The sequence below is a fragment of the Pantoea sp. X-Soil-ISGK-355 genome (assembly GCF_059730805.1).
Map to the genome: position 1 here is coordinate 67,914 of NZ_AP035971.1, position 26,407 is coordinate 94,320.

A 26,407-nucleotide genomic window follows, 5' to 3' on the forward strand; every position below is an offset into this window, starting at 1 on the left:
GCGACCGCCTGTGTTTTTTGTAGCGAGAGAAAATTTATGAGCCACAGCGATACCATTGTTGCCCAGGCGACGCCACCCGGACGCGGCGGCGTCGGCATTCTGCGCGTCTCTGGCGCGCAGGCGGCAGAGGTTGCCCGCCAGTTGCTGGGTAAACTGCCTAAGCCCAGATATGCCGATTACCTGCCGTTTACTGATAGCGACGGCAGCGTGCTGGATCAGGGCATTGCGCTGTGGTTTCCCGGTCCTAACTCCTTTACCGGCGAAGATGTGCTGGAGCTGCAGGGTCACGGCGGCCCGGTGATCCTCGATCTGCTGCTGAAGCGCATTGTGGCGCTGCCGGGCGTGCGTATCGCTCAGCCGGGTGAGTTCTCTGAGCGTGCATTTCTGAATGACAAGCTCGATCTGGCGCAGGCCGAAGCGATTGCCGACCTGATTGATGCCAGCTCTGAGCAGGCGGCGCGTTCGGCCGTGAACTCGCTGCAGGGCGCCTTCTCCACCCGGGTCAATCATCTTGTGGAAGCACTGACTCACCTGCGCATCTATGTCGAAGCGGCTATCGACTTCCCGGATGAAGAGATCGATTTCCTCTCTGATGGCCGAATTGAAGCGCAGCTGAATACGGTGATCGGTGATCTGGATGCGGTCCGTGCCGAAGCGCGTCAGGGCAGCCTGCTGCGTGAAGGAATGAAAGTGGTGATTGCGGGCCGCCCCAATGCGGGCAAATCGAGCCTGCTGAATGCGCTGGCAGGCCGTGACGCCGCTATCGTTACGGACATTGCGGGCACCACCCGTGACGTACTGCGTGAACATATTCATATAGATGGCATGCCGCTGCATATCATCGACACCGCTGGACTGCGTGAGGCCAGTGACGAAGTCGAACGTATCGGGATTGAGCGTGCCTGGCAGGAGATTGAACAGGCTGACCGCGTGCTGTTTATGGTGGACGGCACTACCACCGATGCCACCGAAGCGGCGGCTATCTGGCCCGATTTTGTCTCCCGCCTGCCGCCGGAACTGCCGATTACCGTGGTCCGCAACAAGGCGGATGTCACCGGTGAGCCTTTAGGCCTGACAGAAGTGAACGGTCACTCACTGATTCGCCTGTCGGCACGCACCAGCGAGGGCGTCGATGCACTGCGGGATCACCTGAAGCAGAGCATGGGCTTCTCCGGCAATATGGAAGGCGGCTTCCTGGCGCGTCGTCGTCATCTGCAGGCGCTGGAGCAGGCGGCAACGCACTTACAGCAGGGAAAAGCGCAACTGCTCGGTGCCCGGGCCGGTGAGTTACTGGCGGAGGAGCTGCGTGTTGCTCAGCAGGCGTTAAGTGAGATTACCGGTGAATTCACCTCTGACGATCTGCTGGGCCGTATCTTCTCCAGCTTCTGTATCGGTAAATAGCTTTCCTGGCCTGGCGGCAGCGCTGTCAGGCCTGCGTGTCCACACGTCTCCTTCGTCATGACCCTCCTTATGCGTGCCACCGGGGCTGATTCTTGCTGATATGGCGAGCCAAAGATCGACAGATGTAAAGCGTATGGTAAGACGGTAATTTACTATTACTATATAAGTATCTAACTTTATAATACTATCAGTAGTAACTATGCGTGACGATAAATCAACTATCTGGTTTTTCCGGGAGACCCATTTCGATCGTTTCAAGAGATTTGAGCATGTAGGGGGTGAAATCGACATCTTTTCCGTCGACGAGCATTGATCTTGAACCGCAGAAAGCAGAATAGCTCTGGTTTTGTATCAGGCAGAATGACAGTTTTTTCTTTATCCCTTTCTTTTTTTCCTCCAGGGGAATATTGCGGTTTACTATCGCATAGCCACGGGCATTGACGGACCGGATATTATACAGCTCCAGAGGCTGCAGCTCGCTCAGGCTTTTGATGCCATAAACTTCAAGGGAACGCTGTGTATTTTCCCTGCCTGGGGCGTACTTTTCCTTTTTCCAAATCCCTGTTTTTTTATCAAGGTAGACTCTTTCAGGCAGGACCTGTCCCGGTCCGTATCCGTTGCTGATGATATCTACTGCATATAGACAAAGCCACGGGTTGGGACCTGATGGCGGATATTTATTATGTTCAGGTGGGTAGAATAATTTCAATGAAACAATTCCACAGCCCGTATCCGCCAGATAGTCATATCGATGTAATATTTTTTGGTAAAAAGGCAGAACACTTAATTTGTCTGGAGCGGTAATTTCCGGAAATATTTCTCCCGAGGAAAAAAACGGGATTGCCATCAGCAGCAGCAATTTTTTCATCAGCCTCTCCTTAGCTGGTCTGATTCGGGTTTTTCGTTGACCGGGTTGTTATGGCTGTCCGGGAATTTCTGCTCGGTAAGGACGGCTATCGCGCTGCCGTAGACGCAGCAGCGGCTATCAAACCCGTTCAGCCCCTGATAATGTTCGTTATCGATCTGACCCGGCAGGTTAACGGCGGCGCTGGCCCGCCAGAAGGCCGGGCTGCGGTAGTAAATCTTTCTCCCGCTCCGCCGGGGAGTGACGCTGCACCGCTCCAGCACATGTTCGGCATCCGCGTAGGGGGCCATATCCCTTGCTACCCAGTAAAATCCGGCGCTGCTGGCCGCCTCATGCAGGTCGCTGCTGACGTTATTCCGCCAGCGGATAATATTTTCCGGGACGTGGTTTTCGGTATCAGACAGGTGATTGTCGGTATAGCGAATGCCGCGGTGTAAATACAGACGACTGTATTCATTTATCAGGATGTTCCTGATATTTTCCGGGCAGGTCCGTCCCCGGAAGCTGAAATAATCTAAGTAGTTTTCAGGATTAGTCAGCTGTAGCAGGCCGCGCCCGTACCACGGGTAATACCAGATGTTGTAGCGCCGGATGACCTGATGGGTGCGCGGGTCTGTTTCCGTATAGCGGTACTCTTCCTCCATCGATCCCAGCCAGCCCGTTTCCTGAATGCCGTTTCCCAGGAAGCAGGCGATGCGCAGCGGGGTGGTTATCAGGTATTTCTGCATCGTCCTGTTTATGTGCGTACGGATAGTGTCCGGGATGCTACCATCAGCATCCCGGTAACTTATGGCCTCCCAGCGGTAATCATTCCGCCCGGCCGCTCTTAATGCGTTCCGTGGAACAAGCTGCTTCAGCTCTGATTTGCTCAGCCAGCAGCATTTGCGAAAGTGGGTAATGAAGGCCACTGGATGGAAATGCCACAGCCTGCCGGTGCCGTGTTCACCGGTCTCAAAGCACAGCGCTGAGGCATGACTTTTCAGCCGTTCATAGTCTTCTTCTGACATGGCAGGAACATCGTCAGAGCCGGTTCTGAGCCAGGCATAGCGCTGGTCAAAGGTGGCAAAATTCCACTCCAGCGGAAAATGGCAGACCAGACGGCTGCTCAGGTCACCGAAATGCCCGCAGTCCTGCAATCCGGCGATAAGGGGAGAATTACACTGACTGTTGTTGTCCGTGTCATCGTCCACCATCCGCCAACCCGTCCAGTGCGGAAAGTCGGCATCGCTGAATTTTTTGATGTCAGGGGAAGCCAGGTTAACCATGCCCGTTCCGCCGGGGAAGCTGACGGTACGCCATAACGGCGCATCAGCAGGCGTCAGGGTTTCATGTTCAGTGCTGATGACCCGCCCGAAACGGAGCAATTCGAGCCCGGCAGACGGATTCTGCGGGTACAGACGGCACGCTGTCCGATACAGGTTATATTCATACGGAATTTCATCATCAGTATCCTGTACAGCATCTGCATTCACCAGCGGATCCCCCACCGTGTCGAAACGTGCCGCCGTGGTGGTGTTCTGCCTGCGGGTTACCATCGTGCAGTCGCCTTTTTCGAAGGTCATGCTGACGAATAACGGTTCCGTGGTGGTATGAACTGAATTCAGGCGGTACGTGTCCGGTGAGGCAGCGTCAGTCACCGATTCATAAAAGTGTGTACCGGGCGACAGATAAAAATGGATATCGCCATAAAGGGTGTCGGTTCTGCCGTCACGGGTGATATCGAGTTCAGGAGTGATGCGTCCGGTCAGCTTCAGCATGTTCTCGTTGTCACAGAATACCTCAAAGTGAAAGGCATTGGTTTCGCTGACCATACCACTTTGCCCGATACGGTCCTTGCGCCAGACTTTTGCTCCGGCTCTGATTGCCGGGTCCAGCCGGTCCATGAGATGCATGTACAGGGAGTAATAAACGACACGACAGTTTTCACCGATATCGGTCTGATGCTTTAACAGCACATACCCATCATCGGTTCTGCCATCATAATTCAGCGGAAAAGTATCACGTTTGTGTGTGGAAGACGGAGACCGAAAAGAAACAACTTCCCCATCAGCAATAGCGCGGACAAACTCAATACGTTCGTAGCCTTCCTCAGTGCGGTCGGTGTGGAGGACGTGCACGCCCCCGTGCCATGATGCGTGCCGGTTGAGCGGGAAATCCCGGTTTATATCCACGGGCATCATTCTGCTGACCCATGACGGGTCATTTTCTCCGGTGTTCCGGGGGCGGACAAACGGCGGGCTGATTATCATACTGACGTCATGTCGTGTCTCAGTTTTTAAAACAGCAGGGTAACGTACTCTTTTTTACAAACGTTGAGGGTGGATAATAAAAGATCAGATCTGTCACGTTGCACTGAGGATTGTACAGATCCTAAGATGTGCGACGACTGGTTGTTGAGCTATTGAGTTGTTATCTGTGCCTTTATGATGAAGATTACTATCGCTGCCTTTTAATCCAGTTTGCTATTTTGCGGCGGCAACACGTTGTCGTATAACGGTAGACGCGCCGATCTGACGTGCGGCTATGATCGCGGTGAGTGAACCCCGCCTCATCCAGCCGTGTCGGGCCGGAAGCAAACCCACTACGTGAATACCTTCAGGCGAACTTTTTGCCTGAAAAAGGAGAGTTGCATGAGTACACCGCTCGACACTGCTGCACTGGATACCCTGTTTAATGACGCCCGCACCCACAGTTACTGGCAGGATAAGCCGGTCGATAATGCCCTGCTGGAACAGCTTTATACCTTAACGGCGCTGGGTCCGACCTCGGCGAACTGTTCGCCTGCGCGATTTGTTTTCGTGACCTCGGCGGAAGGCAAAGAGAAGCTGAAACCGGCACTCTCTTCCGGCAATCTGGAAAAAACCATGAGCGCGCCGGTCACGGTGATTGTGGCCTGGGACCGCGAGTTCTATGAGCAGCTGCCCGCGCTGTTCCCGCATGCTGATGCGCGCAGCTGGTTTACCGGCAGCCCGGAAGTGGCAAAAGAGACCGCTTTCCGTAACAGCAGCCTGCAGGCGGGCTACCTGATTCTGGCGGCTCGTTCGCTGGGTCTGGATGCCGGTCCGATGTCCGGGTTTGATCCGGCCAAAGTCAACGACGCCTTTTTCCCCGACGGTCAGTATCAGGTTAATCTGCTGATTAACCTCGGCTATGGTGACGCGTCAAAATTGCATCCGCGCCTGCCGCGACTAAGCTTTGAGCAGGCGAGCCGTTTCGCCTGATGCTGCCCGCGTCGCGAGTCGAATCGCGACGCGTAACGCTGATCCATTCCCGCTAATCTGCGCTGTATGCTCATCCTATTCCGAATTTACCCCAATCTGTGCGTTGTCAGGTGCATTAAGGTAAGAAAATTCCTACAATGCGTCTGATGATTATCTGACCATTTTCACGGAGCGACAGATGGCTGGTCATTTTGTACGCTGGACGGGCGATCCCGGCTTCCCGGCTAATGATTTACGCATTCCCCAGGTTATCACCGACACGGCACAGCAGTTTGCTGACAAACGCCGTGGACGATTTCTTGCCGCCCGTACCCTGCTGGCACAACTGATGCTGCGGGTTTATGGCATTAGTGAGCTGCCGCGCCTGCTTATCCAGGGTAACGGACGTCCCGTGTTTGCTGACAGCGATCTGCCCGATTTCAGCATCGCCTATGCGGGCAATACGGTGGGGGTGCTGCTGGCTGAAGAGGGTGGACGTGCGGGTCTGGATATGGAGATTGTGCATGCGCGGAGCCGTCAGACGCAGGAGCAGCTGATTCAGGGATTAACGTCGGGCGAAATCGCCTGGATTAATGCCCAGCAGGATGCCATGGAAGCGGTGACGCAAATCTGGACGTTACGCCAGAGCATTCTCAAGCTGACGGGAGAAGGCGATCGCGGACTGGATTCGCTGCGCCTGTTGCCGGGTGCCGGTCGGCTGCGATCGTCACTCTATCCCGAGATTCAGGTGGTATGTGATGCGGAACCCATGCTGGTCTGGTCGTGCGCGCTGTCGTCTGCGACCCAGCGGCTGTACCTGTGGGAGATGGATAACGCTTTTGAATGGCGTGCATTACGCGAAATCGAGATGGGTAAACCCAACATCGGGCCTCATGCCCTGCGGCTGACCAGTCTGCCCGGCGAGCGCAATCTGCATCCTCAAATGTAAAAAGCCGCAACCGGTGGGTTGCGGCTCTGACTGTGCTTAGTGCGCGTCGATAAAGACAATCTTCAGCACAAACAGCAGCGCAACAATTACCACGCAGGGGCTGATTTCACGCCAGCGGCCGGTGCCCAGTTTCATCACGCAGTAAGCGATAAAACCCAGCGCAATGCCTTCGGTGATGGAAAAGCTGAAGGGCATCATGGCGGCGGTGACAAACGCCGGAACGGCTTCGGTCAGATCATCCCAGCGCACGCGCGACAGGCTGGCGGTCATTAACACGCCAACGTAAATCAGCGCGCCTGCGGCGGCATAGGATGGCACCATTGCGGCCAGCGGTGACAGGAAGGTCACCAGCAGGAAAAGCAGGCCGGTTACCACGGCCATCAGACCGGTACGGCCACCAATCGCCACGCCCGAGGTGCTCTCGATATAGGCGGTCACGGAAGACGTGCCCGCCAGCGCGCCACTCACCGAACTGATGCTGTCGACATAAAGCGCCTGCTGCATCCGCGGAAAGGTGCCGGTTTCATCGGTCAGTCCCGCTTTGTCGGTAACGCCAATCAGCGTGCCGGAGGAGTCGAACAGATTGACCAGCATAAAGGAGAAGATGACGCCCGCCATGCCAATGTTAAACGCACCTTTGATATCGACCTGACCCACCACCGAAGTAATCGAAGGCGGCGCAGAAAACAGGCCGACAAACTTCACGTCGCCCAGCATCCAGCCAATAGCGGTGGTGATCACCATTGAGATCAGCACCGCCGCGTGGATATTGCGTGATGCCAGAATGGCGATAATAAAGAAGCCGAGTGCGCCCAGCAGCACGCTGTGCGAAGTCAGATTACCCACGGCCACGAGCGTATCGGGATTCGGCACGATAATACCGGCATTCTTCAGCCCCATCATGGCGATAAACAGGCCGATACCGGCAGTGATGCCAACGCGCAGGCTCAGTGGGATATTGGCAATCATCCAGTAGCGAACCCGCAGCAGGGTCAGTATCAGCAGGCCGACCGCACCCCAGAAAATCGCGCCCATACCGACCTGCCACGAATAGCCCATCGCCCCGACCACCACAAAAGCGAAGAAGGCATTCAGCCCCATTGCGGGGGCCAGCGCCACCGGCAGATTGGCAAACAGTCCCATCAGAATGCTGCCAAACGCGGCAATCAGACAGGTGGTCACAAACACCGCCTGGGTATCCATACCGGCGACGCCGAGGATCTGCGGGTTGACGAAGACGATATAGACCATCGTCAGAAAGGTGGTGATACCTGCGATCACTTCGGTGCGCACCGTGGTGCCATGTTCCTGCAGCCTGAAGATGCGCTGCAAAACGCCTTGCTTGCTCATGCCATCCATCCAGAAGAAAAAATCATCGGCGCGTATCCTGGCGATTTTACCGGGGCAATACAATGATTTTTCGCAACCGATTGCCAGTCTCGCAATCTGCGCTGAGTGCGGTAGAGTGTGGAGCACACCCCTGAATCGAAGGATAGAGTCTGATGTCAGTTGAATGCGTCTTTTTTGATTGCGATGGCACGCTGGTGGACAGTGAGTTGCTCTGCACCCAGGCCTACGTCAACACGTTTGCCCGTTACGGTCTGGCGCTGTCGCTGCAGCAGATGTTTGAAAAGTATAAGGGCGTCAAACTCTACGACATCATTCGTGACGTGGGCGACGCGCATCAGGTGTCGCTGCCGATGGAAGAGGTGGAGACAGCTTATCGCGCGGAAGTCGCGCGACTGTTCGATCAGCAACTGCAGCCAATTCCGGGTGCGAAAGCGCTAGTGGAGCAGATCAAAGTGCCGATGTGCGTGGTCTCAAACGGGACGGTAAAAAAGATGCAGCACTCGCTGGGCTTAACCGGCATGCTGCCGCTGTTTGCCGAACACCTCTATAGCGGTTATGACATTCTGCACTGGAAGCCCGATCCGGAGCTGATGTACCACGCGGCGGAACAGATGCAGGTGCCGATTGAGCGCTGCATTCTGGTGGATGACTCCGAAGCGGGCGCCCGCGCCGGTATTGCCGCCGGGATCCCGGTCTACTACTACTGTGCTGATCCGCACAATCCTGAACTGGATCATCCGCTGGTGACGCGCTTCGACGACATGGCGCAGCTGCCTGCGTTGTGGCGCGCCCGTGGCTGGGATCTGGTGTAGCGCAGGCCAGCATGACACATACCGTCTGGTTTTTAACCCTGCCTGGCGTCATGGTACTGGATCTGACCGGCCCGGCCGAAACGCTGAAGCTGGCGGGGGATCGCTTTTCGCTGCGCTACATTGGCCCGCAGCCGGAGGTGGTCTGTTCCACCGGTATGACCATTGGCGGCATCGAACCCTTGCCAGAACAGTTGCCCGCCGGGAGCCTGCTGGTGGTGCCGGGCGTCTATGACTCGCAGATCTGTTATTCCACACCCCAGGCCACAGAAGCACGCGACTGGCTGATGCGGCAGCACGCCGCGCTGCGCGCGCAGACCTTTATGCTGGTCTGCGTCTGCTCAGGTGCGTTGCTGGCAGCGCAAGCGGGCATGCTCGATGACGTGCCCTGCACCACCCATCATGATGTCATTGCCCGTCTGAAAGCGGTCGCCCCGCGCGCTCAGGTGCAGGAGAACCGGGTATTTGTCGGGCATGAGAATATCTGGACCAGCGCGGGCATCACGGCGGGGATCGACCTGGCGCTGCATCTGGTGAATCAGCTCTGCGATACGCCAACAGCGCTGGCCGTGGCGCGGGAAATGGTGGTCTGGTTCCGCCGCGCCGGTGACGACCCGCAGCTTTCACCCTGGCTGCGTTACCGCAATCACCTGCATCCGGCCATTCATCGGGCGCAGGACCTGATGATTGCGCATCCTGAGCATGGCTGGACGCTGACCGAGCTGGCCGGGCGCGCCCACGTCAGCAGCCGTCATCTGGCGCGGCTGTTTCGTCAGCATCTGGGGATCAGCGTGCGGGAATACCATGAGCAGCTGCGGGTTGGCGTGGCGCGCCAGCGTCAGCAGCAGGGTGAATCCGCTGAGAAAGCGGCGCTGGCGGCGGGATTTTCATCGGCGCGCCAGCTGCGACGCGCCCGCCAGCGGGAAACCGATCAGCTGACAAAGTGACGGGTATCGACCCGTTTCAGCGCCATCCCCAGCAGCAGACTGCCACCCAGCGTCAGTCCGAACACCCAGGGCAGATCGAGCCACGGACGCGACATATCATCGTAGTGATGCGTGCGCAGATAGTGAATGAACAGCGCATGAAAGCCGTAGATTGGCAGTGAATAGCGCGCAATCACGGTAAAACCGGGCAGCGTGCGCTGATTCAGGCTGTTTTTAAACACGATGAGCAGGCTGATCGCCGCGATAAATACCAGCGGTCCGCAGTAGAGATACCAGGTATCGTTAAACGCCCCGTTGACGATCAGCGCCTTTTTCGTCCCTAACGTAATGCCAATCACACAGGCGATAAACAGCCCGGCGGCCAGCGGGGTCAGGCCGCGCCGGGTCGTGTCCATGGTGCCGATCGCCCGTCCCAGCAGCGCATAGAGCAGGTAGTAAATGCTGTCACCGCTGACATAGAGGTTAACCGGCAGAAAATGGAACGGGCCCAGCGACTGGCTGACCGTATTCGGGTTGGCGAGTACCGCCAGCACCAGCACCAGCAGCGCTACATAGCGTGCCTGCACGGTTTTCACCTGGATCAGCGGCGACATCAGATAGATGCCAATCAGCGCAAAGAAGAACCACAGGTGATAGAACACGGGCTTCTGCAGCATCTTCAGGATCGAACGTCCTTCGCTGATCGGCGTCAGCCAGGTGATATAGGCCAGCGAGACCGCGCTGTAGAACAGCAGACAGAGCACCAGCCGGAGCATATGACGCGGCTGGGCGCTACGTTCGCCGAAAAACAGATAGCCGGAGATCATAAAGAACAGTGGAACACAGACGCGTGATGCCGAGTTCAGCAGATTCGCCACATCCCAGGTCGTGCCGGTTACCGCCATCGGCCCGGTGATATACCAGGTGGTGGTGTGAATCACGATCACCATCAGGCAGGCAACCGCGCGTAAATTATCGATCCAGTAAATCTTCTGCGACATGGCGTCCTCTTGCGCATAGCTCCGTGCGCAAAAGGGTAGTCAAATGCGACCAGAGCAACAACTGCCGCCAGCAGGATTCGGAGCCATCTGTATGCCAGCGCCCGTAATTACCGCGAAAACGCGCCGGTAGTGCCTGGGATTTACGGCTGCACATCGCGCGGTCAAAGGGTATACTGTCGGCCTCTTTTTTTAATCTAACCGAAGCGCGTGCACACTCAACATGCAAAAGTTTGATACCAAAACCTTTCAGGGGCTGATCCTGACCTTGCAGGATTACTGGGCGCGTCAGGGCTGCACCATTGTCCAACCGCTGGACATGGAAGTGGGCGCTGGCACTTCACACCCGATGACCTGCCTGCGTGCACTCGGCCCGGAGCCGATCGCCGCCGCCTACGTGCAGCCATCCCGTCGTCCTACCGATGGCCGCTACGGTGAAAACCCGAACCGTCTTCAGCACTATTACCAGTTCCAGGTCATCATCAAACCGTCACCCGACAACATTCAGGAGCTGTATCTTGGTTCGTTAAAAGAGCTGGGAATGGATCCGACGGTGCATGACATTCGCTTTGTAGAAGATAACTGGGAAAACCCGACGCTGGGCGCCTGGGGACTCGGCTGGGAAGTCTGGCTCAACGGCATGGAAGTGACGCAGTTCACCTACTTCCAGCAGGTTGGCGGCCTGGAGTGTAAGCCGGTAACCGGTGAGATCACCTACGGCCTGGAACGTCTGGCGATGTATATCCAGGGCGTCGACAGCGTTTACGATCTGGTCTGGAGCGATGGCCCGCTGGGCAAAACCACCTACGGCGACGTGTTCCATCAGAACGAAGTGGAGCAATCCACCTATAACTTCGAATACGCCGACGTCGACTTCCTCTTTACCTGCTTCGAGCAGTACGAGAAAGAGGCACAGCATCTGCTGGCGCTGGAAAAACCGCTGCCACTGCCCGCCTACGAACGCATTCTGAAAGCGGCACACAGCTTCAACCTGCTGGATGCCCGCAAAGCGATCTCGGTAACAGAGCGTCAGCGCTATATTCTGCGCATTCGTACCCTGACCAAAGCCGTGGCTGAAGCTTACTACGCCTCTCGCGAGGCAATGGGCTTCCCGATGTGCAATAACAAAAAGTAAGAGGCAGCCATGACTGAACAAACCTTCCTGGTGGAGATCGGCACCGAAGAGCTGCCACCAAAAGCCCTGCGCAGCCTGGCAGAAGCCTTTGCCGCGCAGGTCACTGCTGAACTGGATGCCGCTAACCTGAGCCACGGCGAGGTCAGCTGGTTTGCTGCGCCGCGTCGTCTGGCGCTGAAAGTCGCCAACCTGAGCGCCTCACAACCCGATCGGGAAGTAGAGAAGCGCGGACCGGCGGTCGCAGCGGCATTTGATGCTGACGGCAACGCGACCAAAGCCGCTGAAGGCTGGGCGCGTGGCAACGGCATTACTGTCGATCAGGCTGAACGCCTCGCCACCGATAAAGGCGAATGGCTGGTTTATCGCGCCCAGGTCAAAGGCGAAGCGGCCCAGGCACTGCTGCCAGCGATGATTGCGACTGCACTCAGCAAGCTGCCGGTGCCAAAACTGATGCGCTGGGGCGACAGCGATGTGCAGTTCGTTCGGCCGGTGCACACCGTGACGATGCTGCTGGGCGATGAGCTGATCCCGGGCACCATTCTGGGCATCGCGTCAGACCGGATTATTCGTGGTCACCGCTTTATGGGTGAAAGCGAAATCACGCTCGAAAGCGCCGATCACTATCCTGATGTGCTGGAAAAACGCGGCCAGGTCATTGCCGACTATCAGGTCCGCAAAGCGATGATCAAAGCCGATGCAGAAGCGGCCGCACGCCGCTTAGGCGGCAACGCCGATATCAGCGACAGCCTGCTGGAAGAGGTGACGTCGCTGGTGGAGTGGCCGGTCGTCCTGACCGCGACCTTTGAAGAGAAATTCCTCAAGGTGCCAGCGGAAGCGCTGGTCTACACCATGAAAGGCGATCAGAAGTATTTCCCGGTGTATGACAATGACGGTAACCTGATGCCGAACTTCATTTTCGTCACCAACATCGAATCCAGCGATCCGCGCCAGATTATCTCCGGCAACGAGAAAGTGGTACGTCCGCGCCTGGCCGATGCGGAGTTCTTCTTTAACACCGACCGCAAAAAACGTCTGGAAGACAATCTGCCGCGTCTGGAGACCGTCCTGTTCCAGAAAGAGCTGGGCACGCTGCGCGATAAAACCGATCGCATTCAGGCCCTGGCGGGTTGGATTGCCGGTAAAATCGGCGCCGATGTGAATCACGCTACCCGCGCGGGCCTGCTGTCGAAGTGTGACCTGATGACCAACATGGTCTTCGAGTTCACCGATACCCAGGGCGTGATGGGCATGCATTACGCGCGTCACGACGGCGAAGCCGAAGATGTGGCGGTTGCGCTGAACGAGCAGTATCAGCCGCGCTTTGCCGGTGACGATCTGCCATCCAGCCCGGTCGCCTGTGCGCTGGCGATTGCCGATAAAATGGATACGCTGGCCGGTATTTTCGGCATTGGTCAGCATCCAAAAGGCGACAAAGATCCGTTCGCACTGCGTCGTGCGGCGCTGGGCGTGCTGCGTATCATCGTTGAGAAAAACCTGCCACTCGACCTGCAGACGCTGACTGAAGAAGCAGTACGTCTGTACGGCAGCAAGCTGAGCAACGCCCGCGTGGTGGATGATGTGATCGACTTTATGCTGGGTCGCTTCCGCACCTGGTATCAGGAAGAGGGTCACAGCATTGATACGCTGCAGGCAGTTCTGGCGCGTCGTCCGACCCGTCCGGCTGACTTTGATGCACGCATGAAAGCGGTGTCGCACTTCCGTACGCTGGAGGCCGCCGCAGCACTGGCGGCGGCGAACAAGCGCGTCTCTAACATTCTGGCAAAATCGACCGAAACGCTGAATGAGAGCGTGCAGGCGTCGCTGCTGAAAGAGAACGAAGAGATCCAGCTGGCGACCTTTGTCACCGCGCTGAGCAGCAAGCTGCAGCCTTACTTCGCTGAAGGCCGCTATCAGGATGCGCTGGTCGAACTGGCCCAGCTGCGCACCGCGGTAGACAACTTCTTCGATAAAGTGATGGTGAACGCCGACGATCAGGCGGTGCGGGTCAATCGCCTGACGCTGCTGTCAAAACTGCGTGAGCTGTTCCTGCAGGTCGCGGATATCTCGCTGCTGCAGTAATCCTCTTAGCGTAGTACGAAAAAGGGACGAGCAATCGTCCCTTTTTTTATGGGATTTTTCAGGCCTGATGTCTTCAACTCATATCTGAGTGTGACCGCTATAGCGGCCATTTTTTAGGATGCAAATGAATACGCTAAAGTGCTCAAACTGCCATTGCCGGTCATCAGAAATCGGCTGTCGTGATACTCCAGCTGATAAATATTATTATATATCAAAAGGTTAATTGTTAATTTTTCTCCTGTAATACTCTAAGGTTTTTCATCAATCCGCAGGTTAAGAAACCGCCTCAAAAATAGCCCTCCCCCTTGTTTTTGTCCCTTTCTGATGGATAATTCGCCAAAATTTACACCCGGTTACAGTTAGTGAAATGGAATTTTCATGAAAAGGATTTGTTTATCGCTCTGGCATCCGCCAAAGCCTCTGCTCGCCATAGTCGCGGGCGCGCTGTTCTGCTTCTCTTTACCGCTGATGGCAGCGCCGCCAGCCAATAATCCCCGCGAAGAAGGCCAGGTGATTGATGCCCGCGAGCAACTGCGTCAGCAGACGCGCGAGCGCGTGCTGCAACAGCAGAATGCGCCGCAGGCGAATGAACATCTTCCCCGTCCTGATAGTCGTCTGCCCGGTTATCCTGCCAGTGAGCAGCCCTGCTTTACCATCAATCAGATCGCCCTGACTGGCGACGAAGCCAGCCGTTTTCAGTGGGCGCTTGATGCTGCTTCAGACGCCACCGGCCGTTGCCTGGGCGGACAGGGCATCGTGCTGGTCATTAACAAAGTGCAGAATGCAATTCTCGCCAAAGGCTATGTCACCACCCGCGTCATGGCACAGGAGCAGGATCTGACTAAAGGCGTATTAACGCTGACGCTGCAGCCTGGCCGTATCAGCCAGATCCGCTTCGAAGAACCTGTTTCCTGGCGTGGACGGCTGTGGAATACCGTTCCGGCGTCATCGGGCGATATTTTGAATCTGCGGGATATTGAGCAGGGCCTGGAGAACTTTAAGCGGGTGCCCAGCGCCAGAGCTGACATTAAAATCGTGCCGGGCGAGCAGGAAGCCACCAGCGATCTGCAGGTCAACTGGCACGAAGGCAGACCGGTACGGCTCAGTCTGGGACTGGATGACAGCGGCTCCAGAAGTACCGGGCGCTATCTCGGTTCCGCCACCCTCGCAGTGGATGCGCCCTTTGCGCAGAACGATCTGTTTTACGCCAATATTGGCAAAAATCTGTTTGAGCATGGGCCGTTCGGTAACCGCTCGCACACCCTGAATTACTTTTTCCCGATAGGCTACTGGGCCGTTTCCGCCAACTACAACGACTACACCTATCACCAGAACATCCCCAATGCCAATGAGGTGCTGCGCTACAGCGGCAAGAGCGATAATTTCCAGCTCACGGTCTCCCGATTGCTCTACCGCGATCAGTCGAACAAAACCACGCTTAATCTGCGTGGCTACCGCAAACACTCCACCAACGCCGTCAACGATATCGACATTGAGCAGCAAAAGCGGCGCACTGCGGGCTGGGAACTGGGCCTGAATCAGCATAGCTATCTGAGTAGCAGCACGCTGGACGCCAGTATCGCCTGGCGGCGCGGTACCGGGGCGTTTAATGCGCTTCCTGCACCAGAAGAGTCGCGTCATCAGGGCAGTGCGCGTACCGGCATACTGCTGGGCGACCTCGGCATCAACCATCCTTTCGCCCTGGGCGAGCAACCCTGGCGGGTCTATAGCAGCGTGCGCGGACAATGGAGTCCGAATGCGCTGACGCCGCAGGAGCGCATGGCGATTGCCGGGCGTTACACGGTACGCGGCTTTGACGGTGAACAGATGTTGTCGGGGGAAAAAGGTCTGCTGTGGCGCAACGAAATCGGCTGGAACCTTTTCTCACGCGGGCATGAGCTCTATCTGGCTGCCGATTATGGCCGGGTAAGCGGACCCGCGACGCGGGACCTGGTCGGGCATCAGCTGGCAGGCAGTGCCATCGGCGTACGCGGCTCACTCTGGGGTCGCTTCAGCTATGACCTGTTTGCGGGCGTGCCGCTCTGTAAACCCGAGGGTTTTCATACCTCAGGCGCGACGGCGGGTTTCAGCGTTAACCTGGAAATCTGACCAACAAAGCGGGTGATCACCGCTATCTGAAACAGTGACTTTCACACGGATGTGACCCATGAATAAACATTGCTATCGCATTATCTTCAGCCGCACCCATGGTGAACTCCGGGTGGTGTCAGAACTTGCCCGCAGTTGCAGCACGGAACCCGGCCAGAGCCGAGGCAACGGCGCGCCCCGGCTCTGGGTTACTTTACGCCGCACGGCGTGGCTGCTGGGACTGGCGCTGTTTGCCGGGCCAGCACTGGCGAACGGCATTGTGGCGGATGGCAACGCTACGCCAGGTCAGCGGCCGGACGTCATCGTGACTCAGAACGGGCTGCCGCAGGTCAATATTACTGCGCCCAATCAGGCAGGAATCTCACACAACCAGTATCAGCAGTTCGACGTCGCGCAGAACGGTGCCATCCTGAATAACTCCGCAGTGATGACCTCCACGCAACTGGCCGGAATGATTCAGGGCAACCCGAACCTCAAGCCCGGCGCTGCACCGGCGCGGGTGATCCTCAACGAAGTGAACAGCAACAATCCCAGCCAGCTTCGCGGTTATATGGAAGTGGCGGGCGGACGGGCGCAGGTGATCGTTGCCAACCCGGCAGGAATTGTCTGCAACGGCTGCGGCACCATCAACGCCGGACGGATGACGCTGACCACCGGCAAACCGCAGCGCAACGCCGACGGCAGCCTGGCGGGTTATCAGGTTGAACGCGGCGTGGTGCGCATTGAAGGCGGCGGACTTAATGGCGATTCCCGTCATGATACTGAATACGTAGACGTCCTGGCCCGCGCGGTGGAGATCAATGCGGGTGTCTGGGCCAAAAAAGAGCTGACGGTGGTGGCTGGGCGTAACCGCATCAGTGCCGACACACAGACGGTCATACCGCTGGCTGACGACGGCAGCGCCAGACCTGAACTGGCGATCGACATGGGTCAGATGGGCGGCATGTACAGCGGCCAGATCCGCATGATTGGCACCGAAGCAGGCGTCGGGGTGCGGAATCAGAACGCTCAGGTGCAGGCGGGTAAAACGCTGGTAGTGAGCAGCGAAGGTAAACTTGTCTGGCAATCGACGGCACAGGATGGCGTCACGCAGGCCGCAGGCGACATCAGCCTGACGGCCAGAGATAGCGTTGATTATCAGGGCAAGCTCCACAGTGGCGGTCAGCTGACGGTTCAGAGCCGTGAAGGCGGGATTACCCAGTCCGGCACCCTGGCGGCGGCTGGTGCCGTACGGCTGACGGCAGCCCGCAGCATTCAGAGCAGTGGACACCTGCTGGCAGGCAGCGACGCCAGCAGCCAGATTGTGCAGGAAGCCAGTCTGCAACTGGAGAGCCAGGAGACCATTCGCGCCAGTGGCAGCCTGTTGAGCAAAAAAGAGATCAGCGCACATGGACGCCGCGTCGATCTCAGTGGCGCTCAGGTCGCGGCCAGCCGCGCAATGCTCACGGCTCAGGAAGGTGGTGTTGCCGTGCGTCAGGCGGTGATTAATGGCACGGAGCTGGTGATCAACACGGCAGGTGATATCGAGGCGCAGCAGGTGCAGATTAGCGCCGGGCGCTGGCAGATCGACGGGCGCAGCCTGTTCAGCCAGCAGGCCGGATGGTCGCAGACCGGAAGTGGCGAAAGCCGCTTCACCCTGAGTAGTGGGCTGGATAACAGCGACGGAGCGATTGAGAGCCGGCAACTCAGCTTCCGGGCCGCCTCGCTGAATAACCAGCGTGGACGCATGGTCGCACTCGACAACGCCGCCCAAAAATGGCGGATTGACGGTCTGCTCGACAATACCGCGGGTGAGCTGGGTAACAACGGCGATCTGACGCTTGAGACAGGCAGCCTGACTAACCAGGGTGGCACCGTTAAAACCCAGACCGTGCTGGCTATTAATGCCCGCGACGCGGTTTACAACAGTCAGGGTAAGCTGCTGGCCGGTGATGCGCTGACGCTCAGCGCGGGCGGTGATCTCGATAATCACGCTGGCACCCTGAACGGCGGTCAGCTGTCGCTGACCGCACAGCATCTGAATAATGTGCAGGGCGAGATTGTCAGCCAGCGCGATCTGAGCCTGACGGCAAACGGGCTGGATAATTCAGAGGGCAAAGTGATTGCGCTGCAGGATCTGAGCCTGATGACGGCACAGGGCCTGGACAACAGCGATGGCTGGATCGAAGCGGGTCATCATCTTTCGCTCAACAGCGGCGGATTCTGGGAGAACAGCGGTGGGACGGTGCAGGGTGGTGAGCAGGTTACAGCGACGGCCGATCAACTCAATAACGCCAGCGGCCGGTTGCAGTCTGGCGGTGATCTGACGCTGACCAGTCGTGGCGATATCCTCAACCAGGGCGGCAAACTCACGGCGAAAAATGCTCTCGCGATCCAGGGCACCGCCGCGACGCTGTTTGATAACGATGGCGGGTCGCTGCAAAGCGGCGGCGATCTGCTCATGCAGGGTGGCGCACTGAACAATCGTCAGTCAGGACAGATTTTCAGCCAGCAGTCGCTGACGCTCAGTCTGGCAGGCGAATGGGACAATCAGGGCGGCACCCTGACCGGCAATGGCAGCACGCAGGCCAGCGCCGCAAATCTGTTGAATGCCGGGGGGGCGATCAATGCGCTGGACGCGCTGGATATGCAGTTCACGGGTCGTCTGGATAACAGTAATGGCCGCATCTTCAGTCGGCTAAGCCAGACGCTCCAGGCGCAGGAAATTGGCAATGCGCAGGGCTGGATGGGTAGCCAGGGGCGCTGGACTGCCACGACTGCCGGTTTCGATAACACGGCGGGCAGCGTACAAAGTCAGCAGCAGGCTGAACTTTCGGCGAACTGGCTAAGTAACGCCAGCGGCGTGTTGCAATCGGCTGCTGGCATGGCGTTACGCATTGCGCAAGATATCAACAACCTGGCCGGTAAAGTCTCTGCTCAGCAGCTGCTGACCGTTCAGGGTCAGACCGAAGGCAACCGCACCGGTAGCATTAACAATGCGGGTGGTCAGTGGCTGGCTGGTGAGGGGCTGACTATTACCGCTGCGCGTATTGATAATACCCAGGGCGGTCTGCTCTACAGTCAGCGGCAGTTAAGGCTGAACCTGGCCGGGGATCTGGATAACCGGGCGGGCAACGTGCAGAGTGGCGGCGCGCTCCAGCTTGATGCGCAGACGCTGAACAACGCGGGCGGCCACATCGACAGCCAGCAACAGCTCAGCCTGCAGCTGTCAGGACAGATGGATAACAGCGACGGTGCGGTGCGCAGCAACGGTGAACAGCAGGTTAATGCCGCGACGGTCACTAACCGTCAGGGCATCTTCAGCAGTCGTGAGGCGATTAATCTGACAACAGGGCAACTGGAGAATGCCAGCGGCACGCTGATCAGTCAGGGCGCGGGAAATTATCACCTCAATGTGCTCAACAACCAGCAGGGCAAAGTCCACAGCGGCGCGGCGCTCTCCCTTGACGCTGCGCAACTGAACAATCAGGGCGGCCAGCTGGTCGCCACTCAGGATCTCGTGCTGAAGGCCACGGCGATCGATAACAGCACACAGGGTGTGCTCAGCAGCCAGGCGGGACTCTCACTGCAGGCCGATCGTCTGAGTAACCGCGACGGCGGCCTGTTACTCGGTACGACCTTTACCGACATCGCTGCCCGTGACATCGATAACAGCAGCGGACGGCTGCAGAGCGCCGGAACGCTCATGCTGCGCGGTGTTGCACAGCTGGACAACCGGCAGGGAAGGGTGCTGGCGAATGGCGATCTCACCCTCAACGGTGATCTCTCACCGACTGATTCACCGCTGGTGCTGCTCAATCAGAGCGGACGGCTGGAGAGTGCTGGCGCATTAAACATCCATGCACACTCTTTCGATAATCAGGGCGGCACGCTGCTAGGCCTGCAAGCTCTGACGCTGACTGCACAACAGGACTACACCCGCCATGCGGGTGAAACCATCAGCAGTAACGGCACGGTGACTTTCTCGCTGAGCGGGGCGTTTACTAACCTGGTGGACTGGCTGCTGCCAGGTAATCTTGTGCTGAATGCGGCAGGCATAACCAACCCGGCGATGCTGGTGGGTAAAACCGTTCAGCTCACGACGGGTGCGCTTCTGAACAGCGGGCGGCTTGAAGCCGACAACCTGACGCTGAATGTCGACTCGCTGGATAGCCTCGCCACCGTGATAGGCGATGAGGTCACCGTGCGTGGTCGGGTTATCGATAATCACGGACAGACTGCGGTCATTGCCGCAACGCAAAGCCTGACGCTGCAGGCCAGCGAGCAGCTGAGCAACAAAGAGGGTGCATTGCTCTACAGCGGCGATCGCCTGTCATTGCACAGCGATGACCTGATCGAGAACCGGGCGAGTTTTATCGAAGCAGATGGTGATATGACGCTGGAGGCGCGGCGGCTCGACAACCTGCGCGAAGGACTGGTGATAGAGCGCGAGGCCGAGAGCAGCGACTACAGCTGGCATCGTTATAACTATTACTGGCGCTCTTATGGCGGAGAGACCAATACGGATCTCAGCACTATGGCGTCGACCACTCAGCAATTGACCTTCCAGGATGAAGCAGCGGCACAGAATAATCCTTACGGCACGCTGCTGGCGATTGACGCTGCAGGCAAACGCGCCCAGGTTCGCGTCATGAACAATCAGGGCGTGCTGACCGATCTGTGGGTTAACTATCTGGCGCTGAACCCCAATGCCGACGGCACCTATGCCATGACGTTCTATGAAACCCGTGGGTTGCGGCAAAAAAATGTGCCAACCCCTTATCAGAACACGGTATGGCGCGAAGCCAACAGTGGACGTCTTGAGCAGTGGGATCCCGAAAAGCATATCGACATCGACAATGCGCTTTTCGTCACTGATTACAACAATTTCCGTGAGCGTAGCGTAACCGGCACGGTGACGCGTGATCGGCTGGTCAGTGAAGGTATCGGCGCGCGCATTCTTGCGGGTGGCGACATGGTGCTACGCATCATCGGCGCATTACTCAATGACGCCAGCGTGATCACGGCTAACGGCAATCTGACCGTGGACGGCGGTGGCAGCATTGATAACCGGGGCTATTCGGTCAATGAGCGACGCCAGGAAGTGATTGTCGACCATTATGACCAGAATACCCATCACTGGTACCCGACCTTCAATTCTGATGAGACCACGGCCCTGGCTACCATTGATGGCATCATTACCGGCAACGGTAATGTCAGTATCAGCGGAGCGAGCATCAGTAACACCACCGTTAATCAGGCGCAGATCAGCCAGCTTGAGGCGGCGCTGCAGGCGGTGGATGCCGAACGCGCAGAGTATGAACGTAACCCGCTGGCTTTTGCCGTAGACGGCGTCGCTCACCATGACGGCGACACAGAGCTTGCGGCGGGTGACGACGGTCGCCCGCTGTTACCGGCTGAGCTGGCACTGACGGCGCTGCAACAGCTGGAGAAAGTCGCCACAACCATCCCCGATAACGGCCTGTTCAGCCAGCACACTGCGGCGGGCAGCCCGTATCTGGTGGTGACTGACGAGCGCTTCACCAGCCAGAGCAAATTTATCAGCAGCGACTATCTGCTCGAACGCGTGGGCTATGACCCGTCACAGGTGCATAAACGGCTGGGCGACGGTTTTTATGAGCAGCGCCTGGTGCGCGAGCAGGTCCTGAAACTGACCGGCAGGCCTTCCGTTAACGGCTGGGATGCAATGGAGCAGTATCAGGCGCTAATGAATAACGGCTCAAAAGTGGCGCAGGATTTCCATCTGGTGCCGGGTGTGGCGCTGACGCCGCAAGAGATTGCGGCGCTGCAGCAGGATATCGTCTGGCTGGTCAGCGAAACGGTTGATACGGCAGACGGACCTCAGACGGTGTGGGTGCCGAAAGTTTATCTGGCCCAGAACACGCTGCGCCTGACCGGCGCGGGCGCGGTGATTGGCGGCGGTAACCTGCAGCTCTCGGCGGACAGCGTGACCAATGCCGGTAATCTGTTTGCGGATAAGGCACTCGCCATCGACAGCGGGCAGTTTCAGCACCTGAGCGGCGATATTAAGGCGGGCAGCATCGATGTGCAGGCGGAAAGCCTCACGATCAGCACCGATCTGCAGAATGCCCTGCGTCAGGCGACGATGAGTGCTGGGGATATCAGCCTCAGCGGTACCGATATCCGGCTGCAGGGCGCGAAGCTCAATGCCACCGATAATCTCAGTCTGAGCGCACGCAACAACCTTGAGATCGGCACTGCAAAAAGCAGCCATAGCAGTAGCGTGAAGGTAATCTCCGGTGCGATGGGCAACCGTACCAGCGACGGCATGGAAGAGGCAGGTGAGCGCATGGCGCAGGTCAGCGGTGAGTGGCAACAGGCGCAGGGCAGTGAACTGAAAGCCGGTGGCAACCTCCTGCTCTCGGCCGGACGTGACCTGACGCTGACCGGCAGCCAGGCCAGCGCCTCCGGCTCTGCGCGGGTGGAGGCTGGCGGCGACATTCGCATCGGCGCTGAAACCACCACCAATACTACCCATCTTGAGGCAAACAGCCGGACTTCATCGGTCAGCAACAGTCGTCAGGAAGAGCGTCTGGTGCTCAGTTCCCTGAGCGGTGACCAGGGCGTGACGCTGGTGGCAGGCAATAATCTGCTGGCCGAAGGCGCGCAGGTCGACAGTACCCAGGGCAGCATTGGCGTCAGCGCGCAGAACGTTACCATTAAAGACGCACGCGCCAGCCTGGTAGCTCAGGACAGCGAAAACAAGCGCGAGGGTAATACCCGCACTCACCGTGAAGAGGAAACTGCACGTGAGAGCAGCACCGGCAGCACCTTCAGCGGGCAGCAGGGCGTGACGGTGATCGGGCGCGAGGGCGACGTCACCGTTACCGGCAGTACGCTGCACAGCGAACAGGGCGCGGTCGGGTTGCAGGCAAAACAGGACGTGGTACTGAACACCGCCACCGAACGTGAGTCGCTCTACAGTGAAGAACGCTCAGAGAATAAAGGTCTGCTGAACAAAAGCAGCGGTCACAGCGTGACGCGGGACGTCACCACGCGTGAGAACGGCAGCCTGCTGAGCGGCGAAAGCGTCACGGTCATCGCCGGACGCGACCTGACGGTGACCGGATCGGCGGTGGCTGCCGACCAGGACGTCAATCTGCGGGCCGGGCGCGACGTGGAGATTGGTGCGGCGACGGAGACCGAGAGCCATTACCAGCTGGAAGAGAAGAAAAAGAGCGGCCTGCTGAGCAGCGGCGGCATCGGCTTCACCGTCGGCAAGCAGTCGACCCGTCATGAGATTGATGAGAAGGGCACCACCCAGAGCCAGAGCGTCAGCACCGTCGGCAGCAGCCAGGGCAGCGTGAACGTCACGGCGGGCAACCGGCTGCACGTCGGCGGCGCGGACCTGGTAGCGGGTAAAGACATGAACCTGACGGGCGACAGCGTAACTATCGACCCGGGCTTTGATTCACGCAGCCGTAAGGAAACCTTCGAGCAGAAACAGAGCGGTCTGAGCATCGCCCTGTCAGGCACGGCAGGCAGCGCGCTCAACACGGCGGTGAGCAGCGCGCAGCAGGCCAGGAAGTCGGGCGACGGGCGGGTCAGCGCGCTGCAGAACACCCAGGCGGCGCTGAACGGTGTGCAGGCGGCGCAGGCGGCTCAGATGGACGGGCTGAACACTGCCGCCGCAAACGCACACAATGCCGCCGGCGACCTGAAGCCGGGGCAGGACGGCTATCAGGCGGGCTCGACCAACACCATCGGCGTCAGCGCCTCGTACGGCAGCCAGTCGTCGAAAAGCGAAACGCGGACTGAGAGCAGCCGGTCGCAGGGCAGCACGCTGACGGCGGGCCGGAATCTGGCCGTCACGGCAACCGGCAAAAACGGTACGGCGCAGAGCGGCGACATCAGCATCGCCGGCAGCCAGCTGAAGGCGGGCGGCGACCTGAGCCTGGAGGCGTCGCGGGACATCCTGCTGCAGTCGGCGCAGAACACGCAGCGCACCGACAGTCAGAACAGCAGCAAGGGCGGCAGCGTCGGGGTCGGTATCGGCGTCGGGTCAGGCGGCTACGGCATCAGCGTGTCGGCGAGCGTCAACGCGGCGAAAGGCAGCGAAAAAGGCAACGGGCTGACGCACAGCGAGACCACGCTGGACGCGGGCAACCGGCTCAGCCTGACCAGCGGGCGCGACACGACGCTCACGGGCGCGCAGGCCAGCGGTGAGAGCGTGAAGGTGGACGCGGGCCGCAACCTGACGCTGACCTCAGAGCAGGACAGCGACCGCTACGACAGCAAACAGCAGAGCGCCAGCGCGGGCGGCAGCTTTACCTTCGGCTCAATGACCGGGTCGGCGAACGTGAACGTGAGCCGGGATAAGATGCACAGCAACTGGCAGAGCGTGGCGGAGCAGACCGGGATTTTTGCGGGTCAGGGCGGCTTTGACGTGACGATGGGTGAGCACACACAGCTGAACGGTGCGGTTATTGCGAGTACGGCAGATGCCAGCCTGAATAAGCTCGACACCGGCACGCTGGGCTTTGGTGACATAGAGAACCACGCGGAATATGACGTGGAGCATCAGAGCGCGGGCATGAGCACGGGCGGCAGCGTGGGCGGTCAGTTCGCCGGGAACATGGCGAACGGCATGCTGGCGGGACTGAACGACAGCGGCAGCGCGGACTCCACCACGAAGGCAGCGGTGAGCGAAGGCACGATCGTAATCCGCGACACATCGAAGCAGAAGCAGAACGTGGCGGACCTCAGCCGCGACGTAGCGAACGCGAATCCGGGGCTGGACGTCATCTTCGACAAGGAGAAGGAGCAGAACCGGCTGAAGGCGGCGCAGCTGATAGCGGAGATAGGCAGCCAGGCGGGCGATATTGCCAGGACGCAGGGCCAGATAGCGGGCCTGAAGGCGCAGCAGGACCCTAAAGCACTGGCGGCGGCCAGGGAAGAGCTGGCAGGAAAAGGGAAGCTGAACCCGACGGCAGATGAGATAGCGAAGCAGGCTTACGACACGGCGATGAAGCCGTTCGGCACGGGTTCGGCCCTTCAGCAGGGCATCAGCGCGGTAACGGCGGCGGTGCAGGGTCTGTCGGGCGGCAACGTTGCGCAGGCCCTGAGCGGGGCGGCCGCGCCATACCTGGCAGAAAAGATACATGAGCTGACCACGGACGCGAACGGTAAGGTGAATACCGAAGCGAACCTGATGGCGCACGCGCTGCTGGGTGCGGTAACCTCCTATGCGGCGGGCAATTCAGCGCTGGCGGGCGCGTCGGGTGCGGCGATGGGCGAGTACATCGCGCAGCAGCTGTATCCGGGCATTAAACGTGAGGACCTGAGCGAAGAGCAGCGGCAGACGATCAGCGCGCTGGGTACGCTGGCGGCGGGTCTGGCTGGCGGCGTGGTAGGTGACAGCACGGCGGATGTTGTGGCGGGCGCGCAGGCGGGTAAGAACGCGGTTGAGAATAACCATCTGAGTAGCACAGAAGCCAGAGCGCTTGATAAAGAACTCTCTGACTGTAAGGCGTCCGGCGGTGACTGTCGGGCCGTGATTAAGAAATACATCGATATCAGCAACGAAAACAGTAAGGAGCTGGCGGAAGCCTGTACCGGAGGCGGTGTTGCCTGTGTGAGCTGGGAAGAACTGGTTCAGGCGGCCACTAACGTTGCGCTGGATGCTGATAAACATCAGGTAAGACTGGATGAGAAACTGAAAGATCCGGATGCGGCAGCGATAGTTAAATATCTTAATGGCTCTGATCTTAAATTCCTGAAGGATAATATCACTACAGGTGATCGGGTAATGGATGTAATAATGACCCCAACTTCCTGGCCGGTAGCAATAATGGGTGGGAAGGCTATTATTACGAATGCCGTGAATAATACTAAAGAGCAGCTTCTTGTAGTGGGTGTTGCAGGTGCAGCGAGTGCAGGTATCCAGTATGGAACAACAGGAGAAGTAAAACTATCAGACGTAATCGGATCTGTAGTCGTTGGTGGGATTACCGCCGGTAAAGGGTACAATCCGACCATGTCATGGAATGCGGCAGGCGGTTATTACCAAGCAGAAATCAGCGGGGACGATCCATTTATGGCTTCTTTGATGAGTAAGACCGGCGCATCAGTGGGATATACGGCTGGTAATATTATAAAGATACCGTTTGATAAAGTGTTTAATCCAGTCTCAAAACAATATGATTGGGTTCAGACAGGAGTGTGGACAATATCTAAGCCTGTTCCTCAAAGTGCCACTCCATCAATAGCTGCCAATGTTACCGACTCTGCGGCGTCGGGTCTTTTCAACCAATCTGCAAATAAAATCGTAGAGGAGAAGAAATGATGAAAGTGCCAACTTGGAAACTAGCTATGCTGCTTATTTATTCTTGCACTGTCGCCTCTGCTTTTATGTTTATAATTAGTCTTGTTTTTCAATGGTTGCCTGGAAGTGGAGTGTTCAATGATTTTTTCGGAAGTCATCAATTACGTATTGCTTTCAAAATGGCAGTTATTGGTTTTGTGTTGGGAGTTTTAATATGGTTATCTTATTATATTCCCTACAGGAAAAAATCACTTAATAGATAAACTATGCTTATTTATGGTTATCCTTAATATAAGTAAAT

Annotated in this window: 14 protein-coding genes; 10 read left to right on the forward strand and 4 right to left on the reverse strand. The window is 57.9% G+C overall.

What is annotated here, in order from left to right:
• The first annotated feature begins 36 nt into the window (after positions 1-36).
• The gene (gene mnmE, locus AC6I8J_RS00320; protein ID WP_161733218.1) at positions 37-1,401 is read left to right on the forward strand and encodes a tRNA uridine-5-carboxymethylaminomethyl(34) synthesis GTPase MnmE; all 1,365 of its coding nucleotides are present in this window, start codon (positions 37-39) and stop codon (positions 1,399-1,401) included.
• Positions 1,402-1,615: 214 nt separating this feature from the next.
• Here the strand turns inward: mnmE and AC6I8J_RS00325 are convergent, their stop codons facing one another.
• A complete protein-coding gene (locus tag AC6I8J_RS00325; RefSeq protein WP_222924786.1) occupies positions 1,616-2,269 on the reverse strand; it encodes a hypothetical protein in 654 nt (217 codons plus the stop codon).
• Positions 2,269-4,515, reverse strand: a complete 2,247-nt coding sequence (locus AC6I8J_RS00330) for a M23 family metallopeptidase (protein ID WP_497824983.1) — start codon at positions 4,513-4,515, stop codon at positions 2,269-2,271. Before AC6I8J_RS00330 ends, AC6I8J_RS00325 begins: the two co-directional genes overlap by 1 nt.
• A gap of 381 nt (positions 4,516-4,896) precedes the next feature.
• Here AC6I8J_RS00330 and AC6I8J_RS00335 point away from each other — a divergent pair, with 381 nt between their 5' ends.
• Entirely contained in the window at positions 4,897-5,487 is a 591-nt protein-coding gene (locus AC6I8J_RS00335; RefSeq protein WP_161733216.1) for a malonic semialdehyde reductase, read from the forward strand.
• Between the two features lie 178 nt (positions 5,488-5,665).
• Positions 5,666-6,415, forward strand: coding sequence for a 4'-phosphopantetheinyl transferase family protein (locus tag AC6I8J_RS00340; RefSeq protein ID WP_161733210.1), 750 nt, complete (start codon positions 5,666-5,668; stop codon positions 6,413-6,415).
• A 36-nt stretch (positions 6,416-6,451) separates the two neighbouring features.
• Here AC6I8J_RS00340 and AC6I8J_RS00345 read toward each other — a convergent pair whose 3' ends face one another.
• Positions 6,452-7,765, reverse strand: coding sequence for an NCS2 family permease (locus tag AC6I8J_RS00345; RefSeq protein WP_161733208.1), 1,314 nt, complete (start codon positions 7,763-7,765; stop codon positions 6,452-6,454).
• A 152-nt stretch (positions 7,766-7,917) separates the two neighbouring features.
• On the opposite strand from AC6I8J_RS00345, the gene yieH reads away from it, so the two are divergent.
• The gene (gene yieH, locus AC6I8J_RS00350; protein WP_161733206.1) at positions 7,918-8,577 is read left to right on the forward strand and encodes a 6-phosphogluconate phosphatase; all 660 of its coding nucleotides are present in this window, start codon (positions 7,918-7,920) and stop codon (positions 8,575-8,577) included.
• Positions 8,578-8,588: 11 nt separating this feature from the next.
• Complete coding sequence (locus AC6I8J_RS00355; RefSeq protein ID WP_161733204.1) at positions 8,589-9,521, forward strand: GlxA family transcriptional regulator; 933 nt, start codon at positions 8,589-8,591, stop codon at positions 9,519-9,521.
• Here AC6I8J_RS00355 and AC6I8J_RS00360 read toward each other — a convergent pair.
• Positions 9,506-10,501 carry an acyltransferase gene (locus AC6I8J_RS00360; protein WP_161733202.1) on the reverse strand — a complete coding sequence of 332 codons (996 nt, stop codon included), beginning with the start codon at positions 10,499-10,501 and terminating at the stop codon, positions 9,506-9,508. The two genes, AC6I8J_RS00355 and AC6I8J_RS00360, sit on opposite strands and share 16 nt — an antisense overlap.
• A gap of 220 nt (positions 10,502-10,721) precedes the next feature.
• Here AC6I8J_RS00360 and glyQ point away from each other — a divergent pair, with 220 nt between their 5' ends.
• The 5 genes from glyQ to AC6I8J_RS00385 all read left to right on the forward strand — a co-directional run bounded on the left by glyQ (position 10,722) and on the right by AC6I8J_RS00385 (position 26,369).
• Positions 10,722-11,633 (forward strand): glycine--tRNA ligase subunit alpha, encoded by a 912-nt coding sequence (glyQ, locus tag AC6I8J_RS00365; RefSeq protein WP_003849680.1) that lies wholly within the window; start codon positions 10,722-10,724, stop codon positions 11,631-11,633.
• 9 nt (positions 11,634-11,642) lie between these two features.
• Positions 11,643-13,712 (forward strand): glycine--tRNA ligase subunit beta, encoded by a 2,070-nt coding sequence (gene glyS / locus AC6I8J_RS00370; RefSeq protein WP_253420612.1) that lies wholly within the window; start codon positions 11,643-11,645, stop codon positions 13,710-13,712.
• Between the two features lie 378 nt (positions 13,713-14,090).
• Positions 14,091-15,821, forward strand: a complete 1,731-nt coding sequence (locus tag AC6I8J_RS00375) for a ShlB/FhaC/HecB family hemolysin secretion/activation protein (protein WP_497824984.1) — start codon at positions 14,091-14,093, stop codon at positions 15,819-15,821.
• 58 nt (positions 15,822-15,879) lie between these two features.
• The gene (locus AC6I8J_RS00380) at positions 15,880-26,127 is read left to right on the forward strand and encodes a hemagglutinin repeat-containing protein (protein ID WP_497824985.1); all 10,248 of its coding nucleotides are present in this window, start codon (positions 15,880-15,882) and stop codon (positions 26,125-26,127) included.
• The gene (locus tag AC6I8J_RS00385) at positions 26,124-26,369 is read left to right on the forward strand and encodes a hypothetical protein (protein ID WP_161737010.1); all 246 of its coding nucleotides are present in this window, start codon (positions 26,124-26,126) and stop codon (positions 26,367-26,369) included. Before AC6I8J_RS00380 ends, AC6I8J_RS00385 begins: the two co-directional genes overlap by 4 nt.
• Positions 26,370-26,407: the final 38 nt, after the last annotated feature.

Coding starts and splice junctions, on each gene's coding strand:
- mnmE (WP_161733218.1), top strand. CDS start 37: ATGAGCCACAGCGATACCATTGTTGCCCAGGCGACGCCACCCGGACGC.
- AC6I8J_RS00325 (WP_222924786.1), bottom strand. CDS start 2,269: ATGAAAAAATTGCTGCTGCTGATGGCAATCCCGTTTTTTTCCTCGGGA.
- AC6I8J_RS00330 (WP_497824983.1), bottom strand. CDS start 4,515: ATGATAATCAGCCCGCCGTTTGTCCGCCCCCGGAACACCGGAGAAAAT.
- AC6I8J_RS00335 (WP_161733216.1), top strand. CDS start 4,897: ATGAGTACACCGCTCGACACTGCTGCACTGGATACCCTGTTTAATGAC.
- AC6I8J_RS00340 (WP_161733210.1), top strand. CDS start 5,666: ATGGCTGGTCATTTTGTACGCTGGACGGGCGATCCCGGCTTCCCGGCT.
- AC6I8J_RS00345 (WP_161733208.1), bottom strand. CDS start 7,765: ATGAGCAAGCAAGGCGTTTTGCAGCGCATCTTCAGGCTGCAGGAACAT.
- yieH (WP_161733206.1), top strand. CDS start 7,918: ATGTCAGTTGAATGCGTCTTTTTTGATTGCGATGGCACGCTGGTGGAC.
- AC6I8J_RS00355 (WP_161733204.1), top strand. CDS start 8,589: ATGACACATACCGTCTGGTTTTTAACCCTGCCTGGCGTCATGGTACTG.
- AC6I8J_RS00360 (WP_161733202.1), bottom strand. CDS start 10,501: ATGTCGCAGAAGATTTACTGGATCGATAATTTACGCGCGGTTGCCTGC.
- glyQ (WP_003849680.1), top strand. CDS start 10,722: ATGCAAAAGTTTGATACCAAAACCTTTCAGGGGCTGATCCTGACCTTG.
- glyS (WP_253420612.1), top strand. CDS start 11,643: ATGACTGAACAAACCTTCCTGGTGGAGATCGGCACCGAAGAGCTGCCA.
- AC6I8J_RS00375 (WP_497824984.1), top strand. CDS start 14,091: ATGAAAAGGATTTGTTTATCGCTCTGGCATCCGCCAAAGCCTCTGCTC.
- AC6I8J_RS00380 (WP_497824985.1), top strand. CDS start 15,880: ATGAATAAACATTGCTATCGCATTATCTTCAGCCGCACCCATGGTGAA.
- AC6I8J_RS00385 (WP_161737010.1), top strand. CDS start 26,124: ATGATGAAAGTGCCAACTTGGAAACTAGCTATGCTGCTTATTTATTCT.